General features: G+C 30.9%; 15 protein-coding genes and 1 pseudogene. 13 read left to right on the top strand and 3 right to left on the bottom strand.

Translation table 11 applies throughout. From position 1 onward, the window contains the following. The first annotated feature begins 490 nt into the window (after positions 1 to 490). From ltrA to C1I91_RS23745, 4 genes are all read left to right on the top strand, one after another. Entirely contained in the window at positions 491 to 1,900 is a 1,410-nt protein-coding gene (ltrA, locus tag C1I91_RS23760) for a group II intron reverse transcriptase/maturase (protein ID WP_205694242.1), read from the top strand. Between the two features lie 337 nt (positions 1,901 to 2,237). Continuing rightward, positions 2,238 to 3,542, top strand: a complete 1,305-nt coding sequence (locus C1I91_RS23755; protein ID WP_128215132.1) for a sensor histidine kinase — start codon at positions 2,238 to 2,240, stop codon at positions 3,540 to 3,542. A 52-nt stretch (positions 3,543 to 3,594) separates the two neighbouring features. Continuing rightward, positions 3,595 to 4,317, top strand: coding sequence for a LytR/AlgR family response regulator transcription factor (locus C1I91_RS23750; protein ID WP_128215131.1), 723 nt, complete (start codon positions 3,595 to 3,597; stop codon positions 4,315 to 4,317). Positions 4,318 to 4,869: 552 nt separating this feature from the next. Beyond that, positions 4,870 to 5,340 (top strand): hypothetical protein, encoded by a 471-nt coding sequence (locus C1I91_RS23745; protein WP_128215130.1) that lies wholly within the window; start codon positions 4,870 to 4,872, stop codon positions 5,338 to 5,340. A 385-nt stretch (positions 5,341 to 5,725) separates the two neighbouring features. On the opposite strand, the gene C1I91_RS23740 is transcribed toward C1I91_RS23745, so the two are convergent. Genes C1I91_RS23740 through C1I91_RS23730 form a run of 3 tightly spaced genes read right to left on the bottom strand, consistent with a single transcriptional unit; the run spans position 5,726 to position 8,488 of the window. Further along, positions 5,726 to 6,394, bottom strand: a complete 669-nt coding sequence (locus tag C1I91_RS23740; RefSeq protein ID WP_128215129.1) for a hypothetical protein — start codon at positions 6,392 to 6,394, stop codon at positions 5,726 to 5,728. A 56-nt stretch (positions 6,395 to 6,450) separates the two neighbouring features. Continuing rightward, positions 6,451 to 7,764 (bottom strand): sensor histidine kinase, encoded by a 1,314-nt coding sequence (locus tag C1I91_RS23735; RefSeq protein WP_164880639.1) that lies wholly within the window; start codon positions 7,762 to 7,764, stop codon positions 6,451 to 6,453. Between the two features lie 52 nt (positions 7,765 to 7,816). Further along, positions 7,817 to 8,488, bottom strand: a complete 672-nt coding sequence (locus C1I91_RS23730; RefSeq protein WP_164880638.1) for a response regulator transcription factor — start codon at positions 8,486 to 8,488, stop codon at positions 7,817 to 7,819. A gap of 285 nt (positions 8,489 to 8,773) precedes the next feature. Here C1I91_RS23730 and C1I91_RS23725 point away from each other — a divergent pair, with 285 nt between their 5' ends. The 9 genes and pseudogenes from C1I91_RS23725 (at position 8,774) to C1I91_RS23690 (ending at position 17,986) form a co-directional block, all read left to right on the top strand. Beyond that, positions 8,774 to 9,580: a Cof-type HAD-IIB family hydrolase gene (locus C1I91_RS23725; protein WP_128215126.1), complete on the top strand. Its 807-nt coding sequence runs from the start codon at positions 8,774 to 8,776 to the stop codon at positions 9,578 to 9,580. A gap of 99 nt (positions 9,581 to 9,679) precedes the next feature. Beyond that, positions 9,680 to 12,442 carry a sigma-54-dependent transcriptional regulator gene (locus C1I91_RS23720; RefSeq protein WP_128215125.1) on the top strand — a complete coding sequence of 921 codons (2,763 nt, stop codon included), beginning with the start codon at positions 9,680 to 9,682 and terminating at the stop codon, positions 12,440 to 12,442. 570 nt (positions 12,443 to 13,012) lie between these two features. Then, on the top strand, positions 13,013 to 13,429 hold the full coding sequence (locus C1I91_RS23715; RefSeq protein WP_128215124.1) for a PTS sugar transporter subunit IIA: 417 nt from the start codon (positions 13,013 to 13,015) through the stop codon (positions 13,427 to 13,429). 1 nt (position 13,430) lies between these two features. Beyond that, complete coding sequence (locus C1I91_RS23710; protein WP_128215123.1) at positions 13,431 to 13,925, top strand: mannose/fructose/sorbose PTS transporter subunit IIB; 495 nt, start codon at positions 13,431 to 13,433, stop codon at positions 13,923 to 13,925. Positions 13,926 to 13,945: 20 nt separating this feature from the next. After that, on the top strand, positions 13,946 to 14,716 hold the full coding sequence (locus C1I91_RS23705; protein WP_128215122.1) for a PTS mannose/fructose/sorbose transporter subunit IIC: 771 nt from the start codon (positions 13,946 to 13,948) through the stop codon (positions 14,714 to 14,716). A 12-nt stretch (positions 14,717 to 14,728) separates the two neighbouring features. Continuing rightward, positions 14,729 to 15,550, top strand: coding sequence for a PTS mannose transporter subunit IID (gene manZ, locus C1I91_RS23700; protein WP_128215121.1), 822 nt, complete (start codon positions 14,729 to 14,731; stop codon positions 15,548 to 15,550). A 490-nt stretch (positions 15,551 to 16,040) separates the two neighbouring features. Next, positions 16,041 to 16,217, top strand: a complete 177-nt coding sequence (locus C1I91_RS28405; protein WP_164880637.1) for a hypothetical protein — start codon at positions 16,041 to 16,043, stop codon at positions 16,215 to 16,217. 21 nt (positions 16,218 to 16,238) lie between these two features. Continuing rightward, a complete protein-coding gene (locus tag C1I91_RS23695; RefSeq protein WP_128215120.1) occupies positions 16,239 to 16,862 on the top strand; it encodes an IS607 family transposase in 624 nt (207 codons plus the stop codon). Further along, a pseudogene (locus C1I91_RS23690) lies at positions 16,840 to 17,986 on the top strand (RNA-guided endonuclease InsQ/TnpB family protein). The gene C1I91_RS23695 and the pseudogene C1I91_RS23690 overlap by 23 nt, the downstream one beginning before the upstream one ends. Positions 17,987 to 18,235: the final 249 nt, after the last annotated feature.

The following is an 18,235-nucleotide window of genomic DNA, read 5'->3' as shown; positions in this document are numbered from 1 at the left end:
CGTATATATTAGGAAAGATAAATATTGAAAAAAGGTCACTGAAGTAGGTTGCTTCAGTGACCTTTTTAGTGTGCCCAGCATGGGCAACAACTTGGCGGTGAAAGTCCGCTGTGGGCTTGGTAGTGGGAACCACTAGCTAAGGGCAAGGGTGTCCATCGTGAGGTGGAATCTGAAGGAAGCCTAAGGCAAAGTCTCGGTCTGAGGGACACGAACTACATATAAGGCTTACTAGGGACGGACGAGTTTGCTAAACAAAACGAAGTCCTACACTATCCCAATTCCTAGGAGTAAATGTAGCAGATATATGAGATGAAGGTTGTTGTTCTTACCTGGGGAGGTCTGATAGATACATCGCTAACAAAGATGAATTTCTAAGCGGTAACCTACATAGCGATATGTAACTGAACTATCAGAAGTCAGCAGAAGTCATAGTAACTCCGCTAATCGCGATAGCGGATGAAGGACTGAACTTTAGGGAGGTTTTTCAAGTTTGAAAGTTTCGCAGAATACTCAAAGATTGCAGAAAACTAAATATTTAGGCTCTAGTGCCCAAGATAGAGTGGAACTCGAAGATAAGCAAAGAGTGCATAGAGAATTCTCGGCAACTCCAAAGGAGAAAATCAGTGGATTTGAATATGGCTCACTAGAAAGGATATTATCCAAGGATAATATGAACTTGGCTCTTAAAAGAGTAATTTCTAATAAAGGTAGCCACGGCGTGGACGGAATGACAGTTTATGAACTTAAACAATTTTTGAAAACAAACTGGATATCTATTAGAGAAAGTATTCTTAATGGTGAGTATAGACCAATGCCAGTTAGAAGAGTAGAAATTCCAAAACCTAATGGTGGAACTAGGCTCTTAGGTATACCTACAGTTTTGGATAGACTTATCCAACAAGCTATTGCTCAAGAATTAAATAGTATTTATGATAGAAGATTCTCTGAAAGTAGCTTTGGCTTCCGCCCTCAAAGAGGAGCTAAAGATGCAATTAAGAAAGCAGAACAGTATATCAATGATGGCTATAGGTGGGTTGTTGATATGGACTTAGAGAAATTCTTTGATAAGGTTAACCATGATATCTTAATGCATAAATTATCAAGAAGCATTAAGGATAAGAGAGTATTATCCCTAATAAGGAAATATCTTCAGTCAGGAATAATGATAAATGGTGTAGTGGTCAGAAATGAAGAAGGAACCCCACAAGGAGGACCGTTGAGTCCACTATTATCTAACATAATGCTAGATGAACTAGATAAAGAGTTAGAAATGAGAGGTCATAAATTTTGTCGCTACGCGGACGACTGTAATATCTATGTTAAAAGTGAGAGAGCTGGGAAAAGAGTAATGGAAAATATAACAAATTTCATTGAAGGCAAACTCAAATTGAAGGTGAACAGAGATAAAAGTGCAGTAGATAGACCTTGGAAGAGAAAGTTTCTAGGATTCACGCTAAACCTAATGTTTGGTAAAGCATACTCATCTATATCAAAGCAATCATTAAAGAGATACAAAGATAAAATCAGAGAAGTCCTATCTAGATCAAAACCGATAACTTTGGAACAAAGAATAGAAAAATTGAACCAAATTAATATTGGTTGGATTAACTATTATGGAATAGCCAAATGCAAAGGAATAGTGGAGCATTTAGATATTTGGATAAGGAAAAGATTAAGAATGTGTATATGGAAACAGTGGAAGAAAGTTAGAACTAGATATAAAAACCTTAAGAAGCTGGGACTTGAACACTACGAAGCTATAAAGTTTGCCAATACCCGCAAAGGATACTGGCGAGTAGCAAATAGTGCAATATTAAACACAACTCTTACAAATAAATTCTTCTCGGACTTAGGCTTAAAAAGCCTAACGCATCAATATATTAAAATTCATTCAACTTAAAGAACCGCCGTGTACCAGACCGGTATGCACGGTGGTGTGAGAGGACGCTGAATAAAATAATTATTCAGCTCCTACTCGATTGGTTTAAGAGATTAAAAAATGTTATCAAAGTGGACCAATATCAAAGCTTTGGAATAGCTTGCTAAAATATACACTAAAAAGATTATAACTATTACCATAAACTCTTTAGATAGGTTCAGAAAAGGCAGATAGAGAAGAGACTAACTTTGGGAATGTTTTATAAATCAATCAAAAGAAGGTAAAAATACTCGTAAATAAATGTAAAAGGTAAAAAATGTGGTATAATTGGATTTGATGTTTGAATTAAGGGGGATTTATGGCTAATTTTTTTGATATAATAATAACTATTTTTCTTTTATTTATAGCTATAATAAATCTTAATACTTTAAGATTTACTAAGAGAGAAGTTATCACAATAGTGCTTGTAACATCAATTATATCCATACCCTTTGGCTTTTACTTACGTTATCTAAGCATAGTTCCTATAGACTTAATACTTATAATCTTTATTTATATAAAAGAGAAAAAGATAACTATAAGTATTTTGATGCCTCTATTGGCAAACATAATAAGTATAATATCTGATTATATTGTAAGCTGTATTAATGTCTTTGTTTTTAACTTACATATAGTAAAGTACTATGAGAGTGGAATATACATACTATCACTTATTGAAACAATAGCAATCATAGTTATTATAAGTAGATTTATTGGTTATCTGATAGAAAATAAGTTTAAAATTTTTAATGTAGATTTTACTAATAAATTTAGCTTAATAATAATAATTAGTTTAACGATAACATTAATAGTATTTTATACAAATATAGTATTAGGTAGTAAGCTTGGATTTACAGATGAAATACTAAAGCTAAATGGGGTTTTATTCTTTATATATTGTATTTTTCTCGGAATAACGATGAATATATTATTTAAGAGTGTTACTAAGGAATTAGAACTTAAAAATAAACAAGCTCACTTTGAAAGCCTACAAAGATATACAGAAAATCTTGAGAATCTCTATAGCGAAATGAGGGTTTTTAAACATGATTATATAAATATAATTTCCTCTATGATCGGATATATGGAGGATAATGATATGGAAGGATTAAAAAGTCATTTTACTAAAAATATAATTCCCTTAAGTGATGAGATAGGAAGAAGCAGTTCACAAATTGATTTACTTAAGAATATAAAGATACCTGAGATTAAGGGAATGTTGTCTTCAAAGTTAATAAGAGCTCAAGAAATGGGTATAGATGTGAAAATAGATATAGTGGAACCTATTAGTAGCATTCCTATGGGAATAATAGATATAGTTAGAGCATTAGGTATACTACTAGATAATGCAATAGAAGGAGCAGAAAAATGTGAAATTCCTATTCTAAGAGTAGGGTTCGTAAAAAAAGAAGAGTCATTAATTGTGATAATATTGAATAGCTGTCTAGAAGATGTTCCTCCAATATATAAGCTAAATAAAAAAGGCTTCTCAACAAAAGGAGAAAATCGTGGAGTTGGTCTTAGTAATCTGAAGATGATATTGGACAAGTATCAAAATGTCTTTCTAGATACAATTATTGAAGATAATACTTTTTTGCAAAAAGTAACTATAGAAAATAATTAAATATAACTTAGTTTACTAAGCTATTTAGATATTAGAGGTATGGGAGGAATTTATGCTTAAAGTATTTATATGTGAAGATAATGATAAGCATAGACAACATTACGAGAAAATTATAAGAAACACTATTTTGATGGAGAGTCTTGACATGGAAGTCGCATTGGTTACCAATAAATCTAAAGATTTACTTGAATACATAGGGGCCAATGATGTAAATGGGTTGTATTTCTTAGATGTGGACTTAAAAGAAGAGATGAGTGGAATAGCTCTGGCAGCGGAAATAAGAAAACTTGATTCAAGGGGATTTATTGTTTTTGTAACCACTCATAGTGAAATGAGTTATTTGACTTTTACATATAAAGTTGAGGCTATGGACTACATAATAAAGGATAAATACAATGAAGTTGATAAGAGAATAAAAGATTGTGTAATGGAAGCTAATACAAGGCATACCAATAAAAGAAAAGATGGAGATATCTTTAGCATAAAGATAAACGAAAGAATAATAAACATGGAGCTTGATAAAATATTATTCTTTGAAACATCCAAGACTGTAAGAAAAGTTATTGCACATGCTACAGATAGGCAGATAGAATTCAATGGAAAGCTTAGTGATATAGAAGAAAAGTTGGATGATAGGTTTTATAGATGTCACAAATCTTATATTATAAACAAAAATAATATAAAGGAATTAGATGTTAAAAACAGAATAGCCTACATGATAAATGGAGAGGAATGTATGATTTCCAGTCGGTATGTTAAAGGTCTTATTAAATGAATTAATAGATGTTTTTTGAAAAATTCACTGAAGAATATTCTTTTAGTGAATTTTTTGCCTTTAATGAGAAAATAAGAACTCTTGCTATCTTAATATAGTAATTTCAAGAACTTATGATAGTTATTTAGGATAAACAGTGTAAAAGAAACCTTATTTTCTGACATATTACCCATATGGTTGAAATGAAAAAGACTAAAAATAAGTTTGTTTTAAGTTTTTTTGGAACATCATCCAAAATTTTTAGTTGATTAAAGGTGATATCCATAATTTTGAAGTTGCAAGAGTATATCTATAAGTGATAAATATATGCATAAATGATATTAAAAAAATCATTAAATATACGGTTATGATAAAAAAATAATAACTTATGCAGAACTTGACAAAAAATATTAGTTTGATGATACATTTATATTGTAGTAGGCGAATATATTTAGAAATATATGCTTTCATGCTTTTAAATATTTTTTAATCTACAATAGAAAGGAGAAAGACAACTTTAGCTAAATTATAAAGCATTGAGTCAAAGAAGTAGAGAGGTTGTCAAGATTTAAGATGAAGAGTATAAATGTATATAAAGAAGTAGCATTCAATAACCTAATAAAGATTTCCCTAAGTGGGGATAAAAATGAGATAATTAGCACAGTTAAGAATTTCTATGATTATTTAAGAGAAATGGGTATAAGTACGTATCCTCAGATAGCCACCAATAATGATGTGAAGAATGTTAATAAGGTAAAAGTAGAAGAAAGTGAGATATATGTAATCTCAAACGAAGAAGATATAAAAAAAGTATCAGGTATTTATGAGACCTACGAAGAGATGGTTTGGGAAAACGTTGTTATGCTTGAGTATACTGGAGTACTTTTAGAATTTCAGAGTGCTGTAAAAGAGATGAAGGAATATTTAGATAAAAATAAGATGAAACCAATTTCAGGATTTTACACCTATATACCTCATGAAATAAAAGGAACTGATATTTTTACAAGAAAAATAGAGATGAATTGCTTTGTGAGAATTGGGTGAAATTATTAGGGCATATATGTTGAGATAATTAGTTAATGCTAAAAATAATTGCGAACGAATCATCGTTTTATGCAATGTAAACCTATAAATCAATCAATAACCTGAAAAAATAAGTGTTAGTATTGAGAGAAGATATATTTTATCATTTCTGTGGTAAGCACAGTCTCTTAAAATACTAAGACTTATTTTTTTATTAGGATCTGTTAAAGTACTGTGTTGAAATTAAGTGGTCAGTCATCCGATGCTTAGATGAGCCTGCGCTAATTGCTCGCTCATATAGCATCTCCTTCATAACCACTTAATTTCAACAATATTATTAATCATAGCCTTTTAGTAAAGATATATCACTTCAACCCGAAATGGTACATCTATATAATGCAAACACCTATTTAGGGTGTTTCTTTAAAAAGTTAGTAATGTTCTGAGTAAAATCAAAATACTCATCAAATACTTGCCAGGAGCTGGTATTGTCTGGCTTTATTAACACATAAAAAAATGTATAGTTGCCGCTAGGAAATTGGGAGACCATATCTGCCTCTTTAGTAAGCTGCTTAAAAGTATCTACAGCAATTACTTTAATTTCGTTATAATTAACTGTTTTGAGCCTTTCCTGGTAAGGGTAGTATAGAGTATTTTCATTATAGCTTTCACCACTAGGACCCTTAGCCATTATTTGGTTTCTCCACTGATCTTCTCTTAGATTCCACATTTTCAATATATCTTTTTCCACAGCAGCTTTCTCATTAGGATTCATATACATATCTATCTCAGACTTAGTGACTTCAGAAGGATAGTAAATACTAGTTAACTTAGTCTTATTTTGATTTACTTGAGCCACTATAAGGTCCTGTAGAAGTTTTTCTTGCTCATTGTTTGCGGTATACTTAAATACTAACTTTGTTTGAGATTTCTCTTTTTCAAGTGTTTCTTTTTGTGCTGAAGTAGACTCAAGTTTTACATCTTCAGAGATAGGTATATTTGTTTCTTTTATATTGCTACTACAGCTTACTAGCGTACTTAAGGAAATTATTATGATAATTATAGTTCTTTTCATTTTCGAACCTCCTTTACCTTGAATTAATAATATAAGATAGATATTTCAAAGTTATTTCAAAGCGAAGGAATTTTTATTTTAATAGAAAAAATACCATCATTATTTTGAATTGTATAACTTCCATTAATTCGACTGATTATGCTGTCTACAATAAAGAGACCTATCCCATTGCTTGCGATTGAAGTATTGCTGTTATTTTCTACACTATTTTTAATAGATATATTACAAAAGTTATCTTTGTTAAAAATATCTATATAAATACTGCTGTTTTCTTTACCATACTTAATAGCATTATCTAATAGGTTTATGAATAGCTGAATAATGTGATTTTTATATGCTTTTATTGAAGCATCTTCGAGAGTGATTATTAGATCCATTCCTTTATTAATAGCCTGTAATGTCATATCACTTATTATAGTTTCAACAATAGGTTTAATAGATAAAACATTTAGAATCTCATTTCTTTCAGCGGTAGTTCCTTTTGAAATATTCAATAAATCTTCTACCATTATATAAAGTCTATCGCTTTCTGACTTTATTCTTTCAGCAGCATTAGCTACAAACTGAGGATTGTTGTACTCTTCTTCTAAAAGTTGAGCATATAGTTTTATTCCAGTAAGAGGGGTTTTTAACTCATGAGTAACATTATTAAAGAACTGTCGTCTAAAACTCTCAAGTTCCTTTATTGTCTCCATATTTTCCTTTATTGTGTCTTGCATAATATTAAATTTAGCTGCTAAGGTGCCAAGCTCATCATTGCTTCTTATATTTATCGTACTAGCATAAGAACCTTTAGAAATCCTATCTGTAATTTCCATAAGCTTATACAATGGATTAATAATTTTATTGGTCATGTAAGTTGTTATTACTGTTACTATGATTAATGTTAAGAGTAATATTATATTCAAATTGTAAATTATCATATTTTTTTCGTTATATAAATATGTATAGTCATTCTTAAAGTTTATAATTCCAACAAACTTGTTATTAAAGTACAAAGGATAAGAGAAGGAGGCTATATATTTGTTATTAATATTACTGATTGTGGTATATGCTTTATTTAATTTTGCTGACTCTAGATCAGAAGATTTGGTAATATAGATTTTTTCTAAGCCTTTATCAATTGAAAAAATCTCTTGTAAGTTCTTATCTAAAATCCTTATATACTGTTGATTTGGAGTATTGATTACATTAACTAAGCTTCTAGCCTGGTATTCTAGATTTGTTTCATCTAGCGAAAAGTTTTTTATATTTTCATATTCATATATTTGAGATCTAGAGGTTTTATATAGAGAATCGCAATCTTTTTTTATTTTTTCTATATAGGACTTTTCTAGTAAAGAAGTAATTAGAGTATTCAGCAGAAGCATTGTAAATAAGATTATTAGAAAAAAGGTAAATAAGAATTTTGACCTTATACTTTTAAAAACAATCTTCATATTTGTAACCTATTCCGAAAACAGTTGAAATGGGACTTTTACTATTTAACTTTAGCTTTTTTCTAATTCTAGTTATATTAATATCTACAGTTCTATCATCACCATCAAAATCATATCCCCATATTTTTTCAATTATCGTAGCCCGACTTAAAACAATACCTTTATTTTCAATAAGATATATCAATAACTCATATTCTTTTGGACTTAGGTTTGCAGGTATTCCATCTACCAAAACTTCTTTGCCATCCAAGTTTACTACTATTTTTTCAGTAATCTTATAAACACCGTTTCTCTTATAGCTTCTTTTAAGAATTATTTCTATTCGCAGCAGAAGCTCTCTTAAGTCAAAAGGCTTGGTTATATAGTCATCAGCGCCGAGGCCTAAACCTCTTAGTTTATCTTCAATACCACCTCTAGCAGTTAAAAAAATTATAGGGGAGTTGTAGTTATTTAGATATTCTTTGGTAAAAAAGAAGCCATCCTTATTTGGTAGCGTTATGTCCATAACAATCAAGTCTAGCTTTAGGCTTGAAGTAGCCTCTAAAAAACTATATCCTTCTTGAAAACAATAGCAGGTATAGCCTTTTTTGCTTAATACGTATTCTATTCCTTCTAATATGGTAATATCGTCCTCTACTATTCCTATGTTAAACAATAAAATCACCTCATACTTAATTGGACATAAATGAATTACATTATGATCCATATTATACCATGAGATTAATATTAAAAAATAGTGAAATATGCTTGAATATGTAAATGATATCATATAGAATATAATCGAAATAGTCATAAGTATTCAGAAGTAAGCATATATGAGCATATGGAGATGCTTTAAATGAGAAAATAATTATGTTAATATAAATGATACAATAATTGGCATGAAATTTGCTTTAATAAGAGTTAGTATAGTTAATTTAAATAATAGGGGGGGATTTAGATGGTTAAATTTATATGTTTAGACATAGATGGTACATTACTTAATTCAAACCATGAGATTAGCGAGAAGAATAAGGCGGTTATTAAAGAGGTTACAAAGGTTAGAAATATACCAGTAATATTGGTGTCAGCAAGGATGCCTAAAGGAATTAATTTTCTCCAGGAGCAATTAGATATACATGAACCTATAATCTGTTATAGTGGTTCTTTGATACTAGATAAAGAAAAAAACATTCTTTTTAGTCAATATATAGATAATAGTTATATAAAAGATATAGTGTCTGAAGCAAAAAATCTTGATATCCATATAAGCTTGTATAAAGATGACAATTGGTATGTAGAACAACTGGATTACTGGGCATTGCAAGAAAAAGAAATAACCAATATAGAACCTAATGTGGTTGAGTATACCAAGCTGTTAACTCAGTGGAAATTAGAATCACTGGGATGTAATAAGTTATTATGCATGGGAGCTTCAGAAAATATACAAAAACTTAGAGATATATTATTAAAAAGGTTTGATAAACAGTTAAATATTTATCTTTCTAAACCAACTTATTTAGAAATAATGCCTAAGAATGCATCAAAAACCTTAGCTATAAGTTTTCTTTTAGATAGGTACAATATAGAAAAGTCGGAACTTATGACCGTTGGAGATAACTATAATGATATGGATATGCTTGAATATGCTGCGTTTGGAATAGCAATGGGCAACGCACCTATTGAAGTTAAAAATATAGCAAAGGATATAACCTTAACCAATGATGAAGATGGGGTAGCCTGGGCAATAGAAAAATATGTGCTTTGAGGTTGTACCGAAGACGCTACAAAGGATAATTTAGTTGAACATAATATTCTGTTAGCTACTAGGTTTAGTTAATTTGCAGATGATTATGGGGGAGATAGAATGAAGAAAATAGATAAAATATATTGTTATCTAGAAGAAAATACAAGAAAGCTTTCCAAGGAAGACTTATTAAATGATATAGGTTTTACCTCAGTTGATATAGCTGAAGAACTTGGAATGTTGAGGAATAATGTAAGTAGAGAATTAAATGAACTTTTGAGACTGGGTAAGATAATAAAGATAAAGGAAAGACCTGTGAGATTTCTTCCTAAGTCTGTTTTAAAGGAAATATTAAATATTGAAATAGACGAAGCTATAGTTGAAGTTAAGAGTATTAAAGAACTAGTTTGCTCTAATAAAGAAAAAGATCCATTTAAATTGATTATTGGAGCTGAAAAAAGCTTGAAAAATCAGATTGAGCAAGCAAAGGCTGCAATACTATATCCTCCATCAGGGCTGAATACCTTAATAGTCGGACAAACAGGTGTAGGTAAAACTTTATTTGCTAAGATAATGTATAACTATGGAAGGTTCGCAGGTAAGTTTAATGAAAAGTCACCTTTTGTGGTGTTTAACTGTGCAGATTATTATAATAACTCCCAGTTACTCTTAGATCATATATTTGGTCATATAAAAGGTGCTTTTACTGGAGCAGATACTGAAAAGCAAGGCTTAGTTGAAAAAGCAAATGGAGGAATTTTATTCTTAGATGAAATTCATAGGTTACCTCCTGAGGGGCAAGAGATGATCTTCTATTTTATGGACACTGGAGAATACGGTAAGCTAGGAGAAACAGAAAGAAATAGAAAATCTAATGTGCTTATAGTTAGTGCAACTACTGAAGAATCTGATTCATATATGCTGAAAACCTTTATGAGGAGAATTCCAATAACTATAACTATTCCTTCTCTACAAGAGAGAGATAACGAAGAAAAAGTACAGATGATAAGGTTCTTATTACTTAATGAAGCTAGTAGAGTAAATAAACCAATAAAAGCATCTGCAGAAGTAGTTAAGGCCTTGATAGGAAGTGCTACCTATGGAAATATAGGACAATTAAAATCAAATATTCAGCTGACCTGTGCAAAGGGCTTTTTAGATAGTATAAACAACGATAGCGATTATATCGAGTTAGATTTTAAGACTCTAGCTCCTAATATAAAAGACGGATTTTTCGAAATAGGAAGGGATAGACGAGAATTTCAACAATTAGATGCTATTTTGGACTCACCGATTTTTATAAGTCCAGATGGATACCAAAATGTTGTAGACTCTTCTGATTCTTATGAGCCTCCTTTTAATTTGTATAAGCTTATTGAAGATAAACTATCCTTGTTGAAGGAAGAGGGCATGGATGATGATTATATAAATAAATTTATAACCACAGATGTGAACATACACATTAAAAGTTTTTACAATAAATTTACTAAGAATAATGAAAATAAGGATAGAATATTAAAAATAGTAGATAAGGAAATTCTTGAATTTGCCGAAGAAGTTAAGCTCATAGCTGAAAGAGAATTAGGAAGAAAATATAGTGATAGATTTACCTATGCCCTAAGTCTTCATATGAGCGCCTTTTTCAAGAGAATAAAAGAGAAAAAGGGTTATAACCGAAAGAAATACAGTACAGTAAATAGTAACGATAAAGAATATGAGGTAGCTTTAAAAATAAAAGATATATTAAGCGAAAAGTTTAGTGTTTATGTACCAGAAGTAGAAGTTACCTATATAGCTATTCTATTAAAATCAACAGAGGAAGAATACAGAGGTGATGTTGGTATCATAGTAGCAGCTCATGGAAACTCTACTGCTAGCAGTATGGTAAGTGTAGTTAAAGGACTTCTAGGAAATTCAAACATAAGTGCTGTTGATATGCCTCTAGATGTTAGTCCTAAAACTATACTAGAGTTAGTTATCGAAAGAGTCCGTGAGATGAATAGTGGGCGAGGCGTACTACTACTTGTAGATATGGGATCACTGGTAAAGTTTGAGGCAACTATAACTGAGAGGACTGGAATACCAGTTAAGAGCATAGACATGGTTTCCACTCCATTAATACTTGAGGCTGTTAGAAGAGCAAGCATATTAGATATGAGCCTTATAGATATTTATAATTCCTTAAAAGATTTTAGAGGCTATAATAATGAATTAGTTGAAAAAACTTACTTAGAAGACAAGGTCATAGTTACTGTATGCAGTTCAGGTAAAGGTACCGCCGAAAAGTTAAAAGAAATGGTTGAAAAAGTAGTGTTGAATCTAACAGGAGAAAAGATAAAGATTGTACCTGTTGGCATAAGAGAACTAGATAAAAAGATCAATGAACTTCAAAAGCAACATACAGTTTTAGCTGTAATTGGAGTAAAGAGACCAAAGGAAGATGTGCCTTTTATATCTTTAGAAAAGCTTATTGATGCAAACGGGGAAAATATACTTAGAGAGCTACTAAAAAATAATAATCTTTCAATAACCAATAATAAGGATGTGGTATTAAAGGATATATGTGAAAATAGTCTAGAGGAGTTCTTGACTTATTTGAATCCAAAGAAGATAATAGGCACTTTGATGGAGTTTGTGGGCAACCTAGAGCAAGAACTAGGTGTAGTTATGAACAATACAACTAAAATAAGCATTATTAGTCATGTTGCTTATGCTTTAGAAAGAATGATAACCAATGAAGGGTTAAAGTATACTGATGATAAGAAAGCTATAGATATAAATATAGTTAAAGCAGTAGATCATAGCTGCGAGATATTTAAGAGGTATCTAAGATTACAGCTTACTGAAGATGAGAAGTATTTTATCTGTCAGATGATAGTTTAATATTAATTTTTTCTAAGGTTCTCCTAATTAAAAAATAAAATTATGTCACCTGTAATGATTTTCTAACCCACGTTGGGAAAGGCAGATGGCAAAAAAATTCGCTGAAGAAAGTTCGCTTCAGCGAATTTTTTACTGTTAAGAAAAGTAGTAAATTTCTTGTCAGCTAAACCTAGAAATATCAAGAATTTATAACAGTTATTTGTGCTAAACAGTAAAAAAAGGAATATTATTCGCCTGCCAGATTTTCCTCATGTACATTCGGAAAGGCAGATGCGCAAAAAAATTCACTGAAGAAAGGTCGCTTCAGCGAATTTTTTACTGTTAAGACAAGCAAAAATCCTTCATGTATCAAAAATTATTGTTCAAATTGTCAGTTGTATCAAATAACACCAGTTTTGTATCAAAATAAGTGTGAAAAGTTCAAGAATAGCTGAATTATTATTTCTTTGCTCTATCAAATAATCACCAGTATACTAAATTCTTAAACAAAACGAGCAAAAAACTTCATACAAAGGTTTGGCATGATAATTGCTTTAATATAAATGTGAAGATAAGCAGGAGGTGAATGTAATGGTAGCAGTAATAGTTGGAACACATGGAGAGTTTTCTCGAGAGATAGTAAAGTCTTCTGAAATGATATTTGGAAAGCAGGAAAATATAAAATATATAACTTTTAATCCTGGTGAAGGTTCAGAGGATCTTGTAGCAAAGTATGAAGAAGCCATTAAGGAATTGGATTGTGAAGATGGATTAATGGTCATGGTAGATCTTTTTGGAGGAAGCCCCTATAATGCAGCAAGCAGAGTTGTAGTTAATATGGAGAAGGCTGATATAGTTACAGGGGTCAATCTGCCAATGTTGTTAGAAGTGTATGCACTTAGAGATTCGATGAATGTAAACGAATTAATAAAAATAGCTGAAGAAGCAGGAAATACTGGAATAAAGTCATTTAGATCAAATTTTAGTGATATCGAGGAGGAATTATAAAATGGAAATAAGTTTTGTAAGAATAGATGATAGATTAATACACGGACAAGTAGCTACAGTTTGGGTAAAGGAATCAAAATGTAATAAGATAATTGCCTGCAGTGACGAAGTTGCAAAGGATCAACTAAGAAAGACTTTATTATTGCAAGTAGCTCCAGCAGATGTAAAAGCATATGTTTTGCCTATTGATAAGGCAATAGAAGCATATAAAAATCCAAAGTATAACGACTTTAAGACAATGTTCTTATTTACTAATCCAAGTGATGCTTTAAGAATGATTGAAGGAGGTGTGGATATCAAGTCTATAAATGTAGGGGGAATGTGCTACAAGGAAGGAAAAACTCAAATTACTGGTGCAGTATCTGTAAACGATAAAGATATTGAAGCTTTTAAAAAGATTCATGAAAAAGGAATTGAGCTTGAGGTAAGGCAAATAGCAAGTAATCCAAAGGTAGATTTAATGGAAAAATTGAAAGCAAGTGGCTTGATAGATTAATAATTTAGGGGTGAAATAATATGAATACTATTCAAATTATACTAGTTGTACTTATTGCCGCTATTTGCGGTATGGGCAGCGTACTGGATGAAGGACAGACACATAGACCTTTAGTTGCATGTACATTAATTGGATTAGTTTTAGGTGATTTAAAAACAGGAATTATATTAGGTGGTACTCTTGAAATGATGGCTTTAGGATGGATGAATGTTGGGGCGGCAATGGCTCCAGACTCAGCATTAGCAAGTATAATAGCATCTATCCTTGTAATAGTAGGAAAACAATCAATTGGAGCTGGTATAGCTATAGCAATTCCTATAGCAGCAGCTGGACAAGTTCTTACTATATTTGTTAGAACAATTACAGTTTTCTTTCAACATGCAGCAGATAGATATGCAGATGATGCAAACTTTAAGGCAATAGAAATGTGTCACTTTGTAGCTTTATTACTACAAGGTGTTCGTGTAGCTATTCCTGCAGCTTTAGTTGCGGCAGTAGCAGGTACAAGCGTTGTAAATAGCATGCTAGCTGCTATTCCTGATGTAGTTACAAGAGGTTTACAAATATCAGGCGGATTTATAGTTGTAGTAGGATATGCTATGGTAATAAACATGATGGAAGCTAAGTACTTAATGCCTTTCTTCTTCTTAGGATTTGTTATAGCAGCCTTCCTAGGTATCAATCTAGTTGGCTTCGGTATTATTGGAACTGTTCTTGCAATAATCTATATACAGCTTGATCCTAAGTTTAATCAAAAAGTTCAAGTAGTCGATGAGCTCGACGAGCTATAGGGGGAATAATTAATGGAAAAGAAGCTAAGTAAAAAAGATCTTACAAGTATGTTTATTCGTTCATGTTTCTTGCTTGGATCCTTTAACTTTGAAAGAATGCAATCAGTAGGATTCTGTGTAACTATGATTCCTGCTATTAAGAAATTATATGATAAAAAGGAAGATCAAAGAGCAGCCTTAAAGAGACATCTAGAATTCTTTAACACTCAGCCATTCATAGCTGCACCTATAATGGGAGTAACTGCTGCAATGGAAGAGCAAAAAGCTAATGGAGCACCTATAGACGATGGTTCTATAAGTGGTGTTAAGGTTGGTCTTATGGGACCACTAGCTGGAGTTGGTGATCCTGTATTCTGGGGAACACTAAGACCAGTAACAGCAGCATTAGGAGCATCAATTGCCTTGAGTGGAAGCATACTTGGACCATTATTGTTCTTTGTAATCTTCAATGCTTTAAGACTTGCAACAAAGTGGTTCGGATTAAAATATGGATACAGCAAAGGTACAGAAATAGTTTCTGATATGGCTGGAAATAGGTTGAAAAAACTAACTGTTGGAGCCTCAATTCTTGGTTTGTTTGTAATGGGAGCATTGGTATCTAAGTGGACTACAATTAATGTACCATTAGTATTATCTCAATATAAGGGACAAGATGGAAAGATGGTAGTAACAACTGTACAAAGTATATTAGATCAGTTATTACCAGGATTATTACCACTATTATTGACATTTGTCTGCATGAAGCTTTTAAAGAAAAAGGTAAATCCAATGATAATAATATTTGGATTATTTGCAGTAGGTATCATAGGATATGCCTTAGGAGTATTAAAATAAGCTTAAATAATAACTCTGTTAAAGTGCCGTGTTGAAAATAAGTGGTCAGTCATCCGATGCTTAAATGAGCTTGCTCTAACTGCTAGCTCATATAGCATCTACTTCATGACCACTTATTTTAAACAATATTCTTAAACATAGCCTAATTAATAAGTGAAACATTCAAAACTTCAAGTTTTCTAAGGTGATTTAGAAAACTTGGAGTTTTTTGTTCTTTAGTACATTATATTTTTAATAAAATGTAGATAAGTATGTGTAGACAGCCTAAATATAGATATCGGAGAAAGAATAAAAAGAGAAATTATGGTGCATGCCAAATCTTCCTTATGTACATTTCGAAAGGCAGATGCACAAATAATTGCAGGATGTATTTTTTAACCTAAGCTGTTGGTATATAATTACAGTATATGGCGATGGAATATACAAACTATTAATATGAACAAGGTAGTCTATCTGTCCATCTATAGTAAACAAAATGGGGGATGGTAAAATGGAATTAAAAGAAATTATGGAAATGCCAGAAGTAAAAAAAGCGATAGATTATGTATTTGCAGGTTTTATGGAAGATGAGAAAAAAACAAAATTAAAGAGGCATACAACAGTTTTAAAACACCTACTAAAACCCACTAAAATATATTGGAATATTGTTAGTTTTATGTTGTCATAATATGTGTAAAGATGTTATAGCATGAAGTATTATACAATTGGTCAATTCTCAAAATTAGTGGGAAAAAGTATTCAAACTTTAAGATTGTGGGATAATGAAGGAAAGTTAAAACCACATCATATAACAGAAGGTGGACACAGTTATTATTCTGAACAACAAATTAATCAAGTTTTACAAGTGCCACTTGTTAAGAGAACTAAAAAAGTAATTGGATATTGTAGAGTATCAAGTAATAAACAAAAAGATGATTTAGCAAGACAAGTTGAAAATGTTAAAACATACATGATTGCTAAAGGGTACTTATTTGATGTTATTACTGATATAGGAAGTGGAATAAATTACGATAAAAAAGGATTAAATCAATTGGTGGATATGATAACCAATTCAGAAGTTGAAAAGATAGTGATTCTATATAAATATAGGTTGCTGAGATTTGGGTTTGAAATAATAGAAAATCTATGTAATAAGTATGGGACTGATATCGAGATCATAGATAACACTGAAAAAACAGAAGAACAGGAATTAGTTGAGGATTTAATTCAAATTGTTACAGTTTTTAGTTGTAGGTTGCAAGGCAAAAGAGCCAATAAAGCAAAGGAAATGATTAAGGAGCTGTTAGAGAATGATACTGGCGAAGAAAGTTAGAATTATTCCGAATATAGAGCAAGAACAAAAATTATGGCAGTCTGTTGGTACTGCAAGATATATTTATAATTGGACACTTGCAAGACAAGAAGAAAATCACAAAAATGGTGGCAAGTTTATAAAAGATGGAGATTTAAGAAAAGAATTAACTATTTTAAAGAAATCAGAACTTAACTGGCTTAATGAAGTATCTAATAATGTAGCAAAACAGGCTGTAAAAGATGGTTGTAATGCTTATAAAAATTTCTTTAAAGGGTTAGCTGATAAACCAAGATTTAAGAGCAGAAGAAAAAGCAAACCTTCATTCTATAATGATACAGATAAACTAAAAGTTAAAGAAAATTTAGTATTAATTGAAAAAGTAGGTTGGATTAAAACAGTAGAGCAAATACCTACAGATATTAAATATATTAATCCAAGAATAAGTTTTGACGGTAAGTTCTGGTATATATCTATAGGCATAGAAAAAGAAGAAACTATATCAGAAAATACAGATATATCAATAGGTGTGGATTTAGGATTAAAAGATTTAGCAATAGTTTCAAATATAGATAAACCATTTAAAAATATTAACAAAGCTAAAGAAGTGAAAAGACTAAAAAAGAAGTTAAAAAGAAAGCAGAAACAAGTTTCAAGAAAATATGAAGATGGAAAAATTCGAATAGGAAAGGAAGGTGAAAACCGTTATAAATTTACTAAAACTAATAATATTAAAAAAAATCGAAAGAGAATTAAAACTTATTCAAAGAAGGCTTTCAAATATACGTTTAAATCATATTCATCAAACAACAACTGCAATAGTGAAAACCAAGCCAAGCAGAATAGTTGTTGAAGATTTAAATGTAAAGGGTATGCTTAAAAATAAACACTTATCAAAGGCTATACAAGAACAATGTTTCCATAAGTTTATTAGTATCTTAGAATATAAGAGTAAATTTAATGGCATTGAATTTGTAAAAGCAGATAGGTTTTATCCTTCAAGCAAAACTTGTTCTTGTTGTGGCGCAATAAAGAAAGATTTAAAACTTAAAGACAGAGTTTTTGTTTGTCCATCATGTAATGCTCAGATGGATAGGGACAAAAATGCTTCAATAAATCTTTCAAGGTATAAAAAATCAGCATAATATCACTAACAAGATAGTGCTGATATGTACTGTGCGTTACGCAGGATTTTAAGCCTTTGGAGCAACATATCAAACTGGAGTAGTCTTATGACAAAACAGGTTGCGTTGAATAAGGAATAAATCTCTAAACATTAGATTTTAGTAGATTTTATGTAACGGGAATTCATATGTGGCCTAATGCATACGAAGTTATTCTTAAAAATATTAGACAGTATCTGTAAAAGAGCATTTTATGTTGAAAATCTATTT

Origin of the sequence: Clostridium manihotivorum, from assembly GCF_004015185.1 — a bacterium.
Taxonomy (GTDB): domain Bacteria; phylum Bacillota; class Clostridia; order Clostridiales; family Clostridiaceae; genus Clostridium_AR; species Clostridium_AR manihotivorum.
Note: the sequence above shows the minus strand (reverse complement) of the source record. Positions and strands in the feature narration are given on the sequence as shown.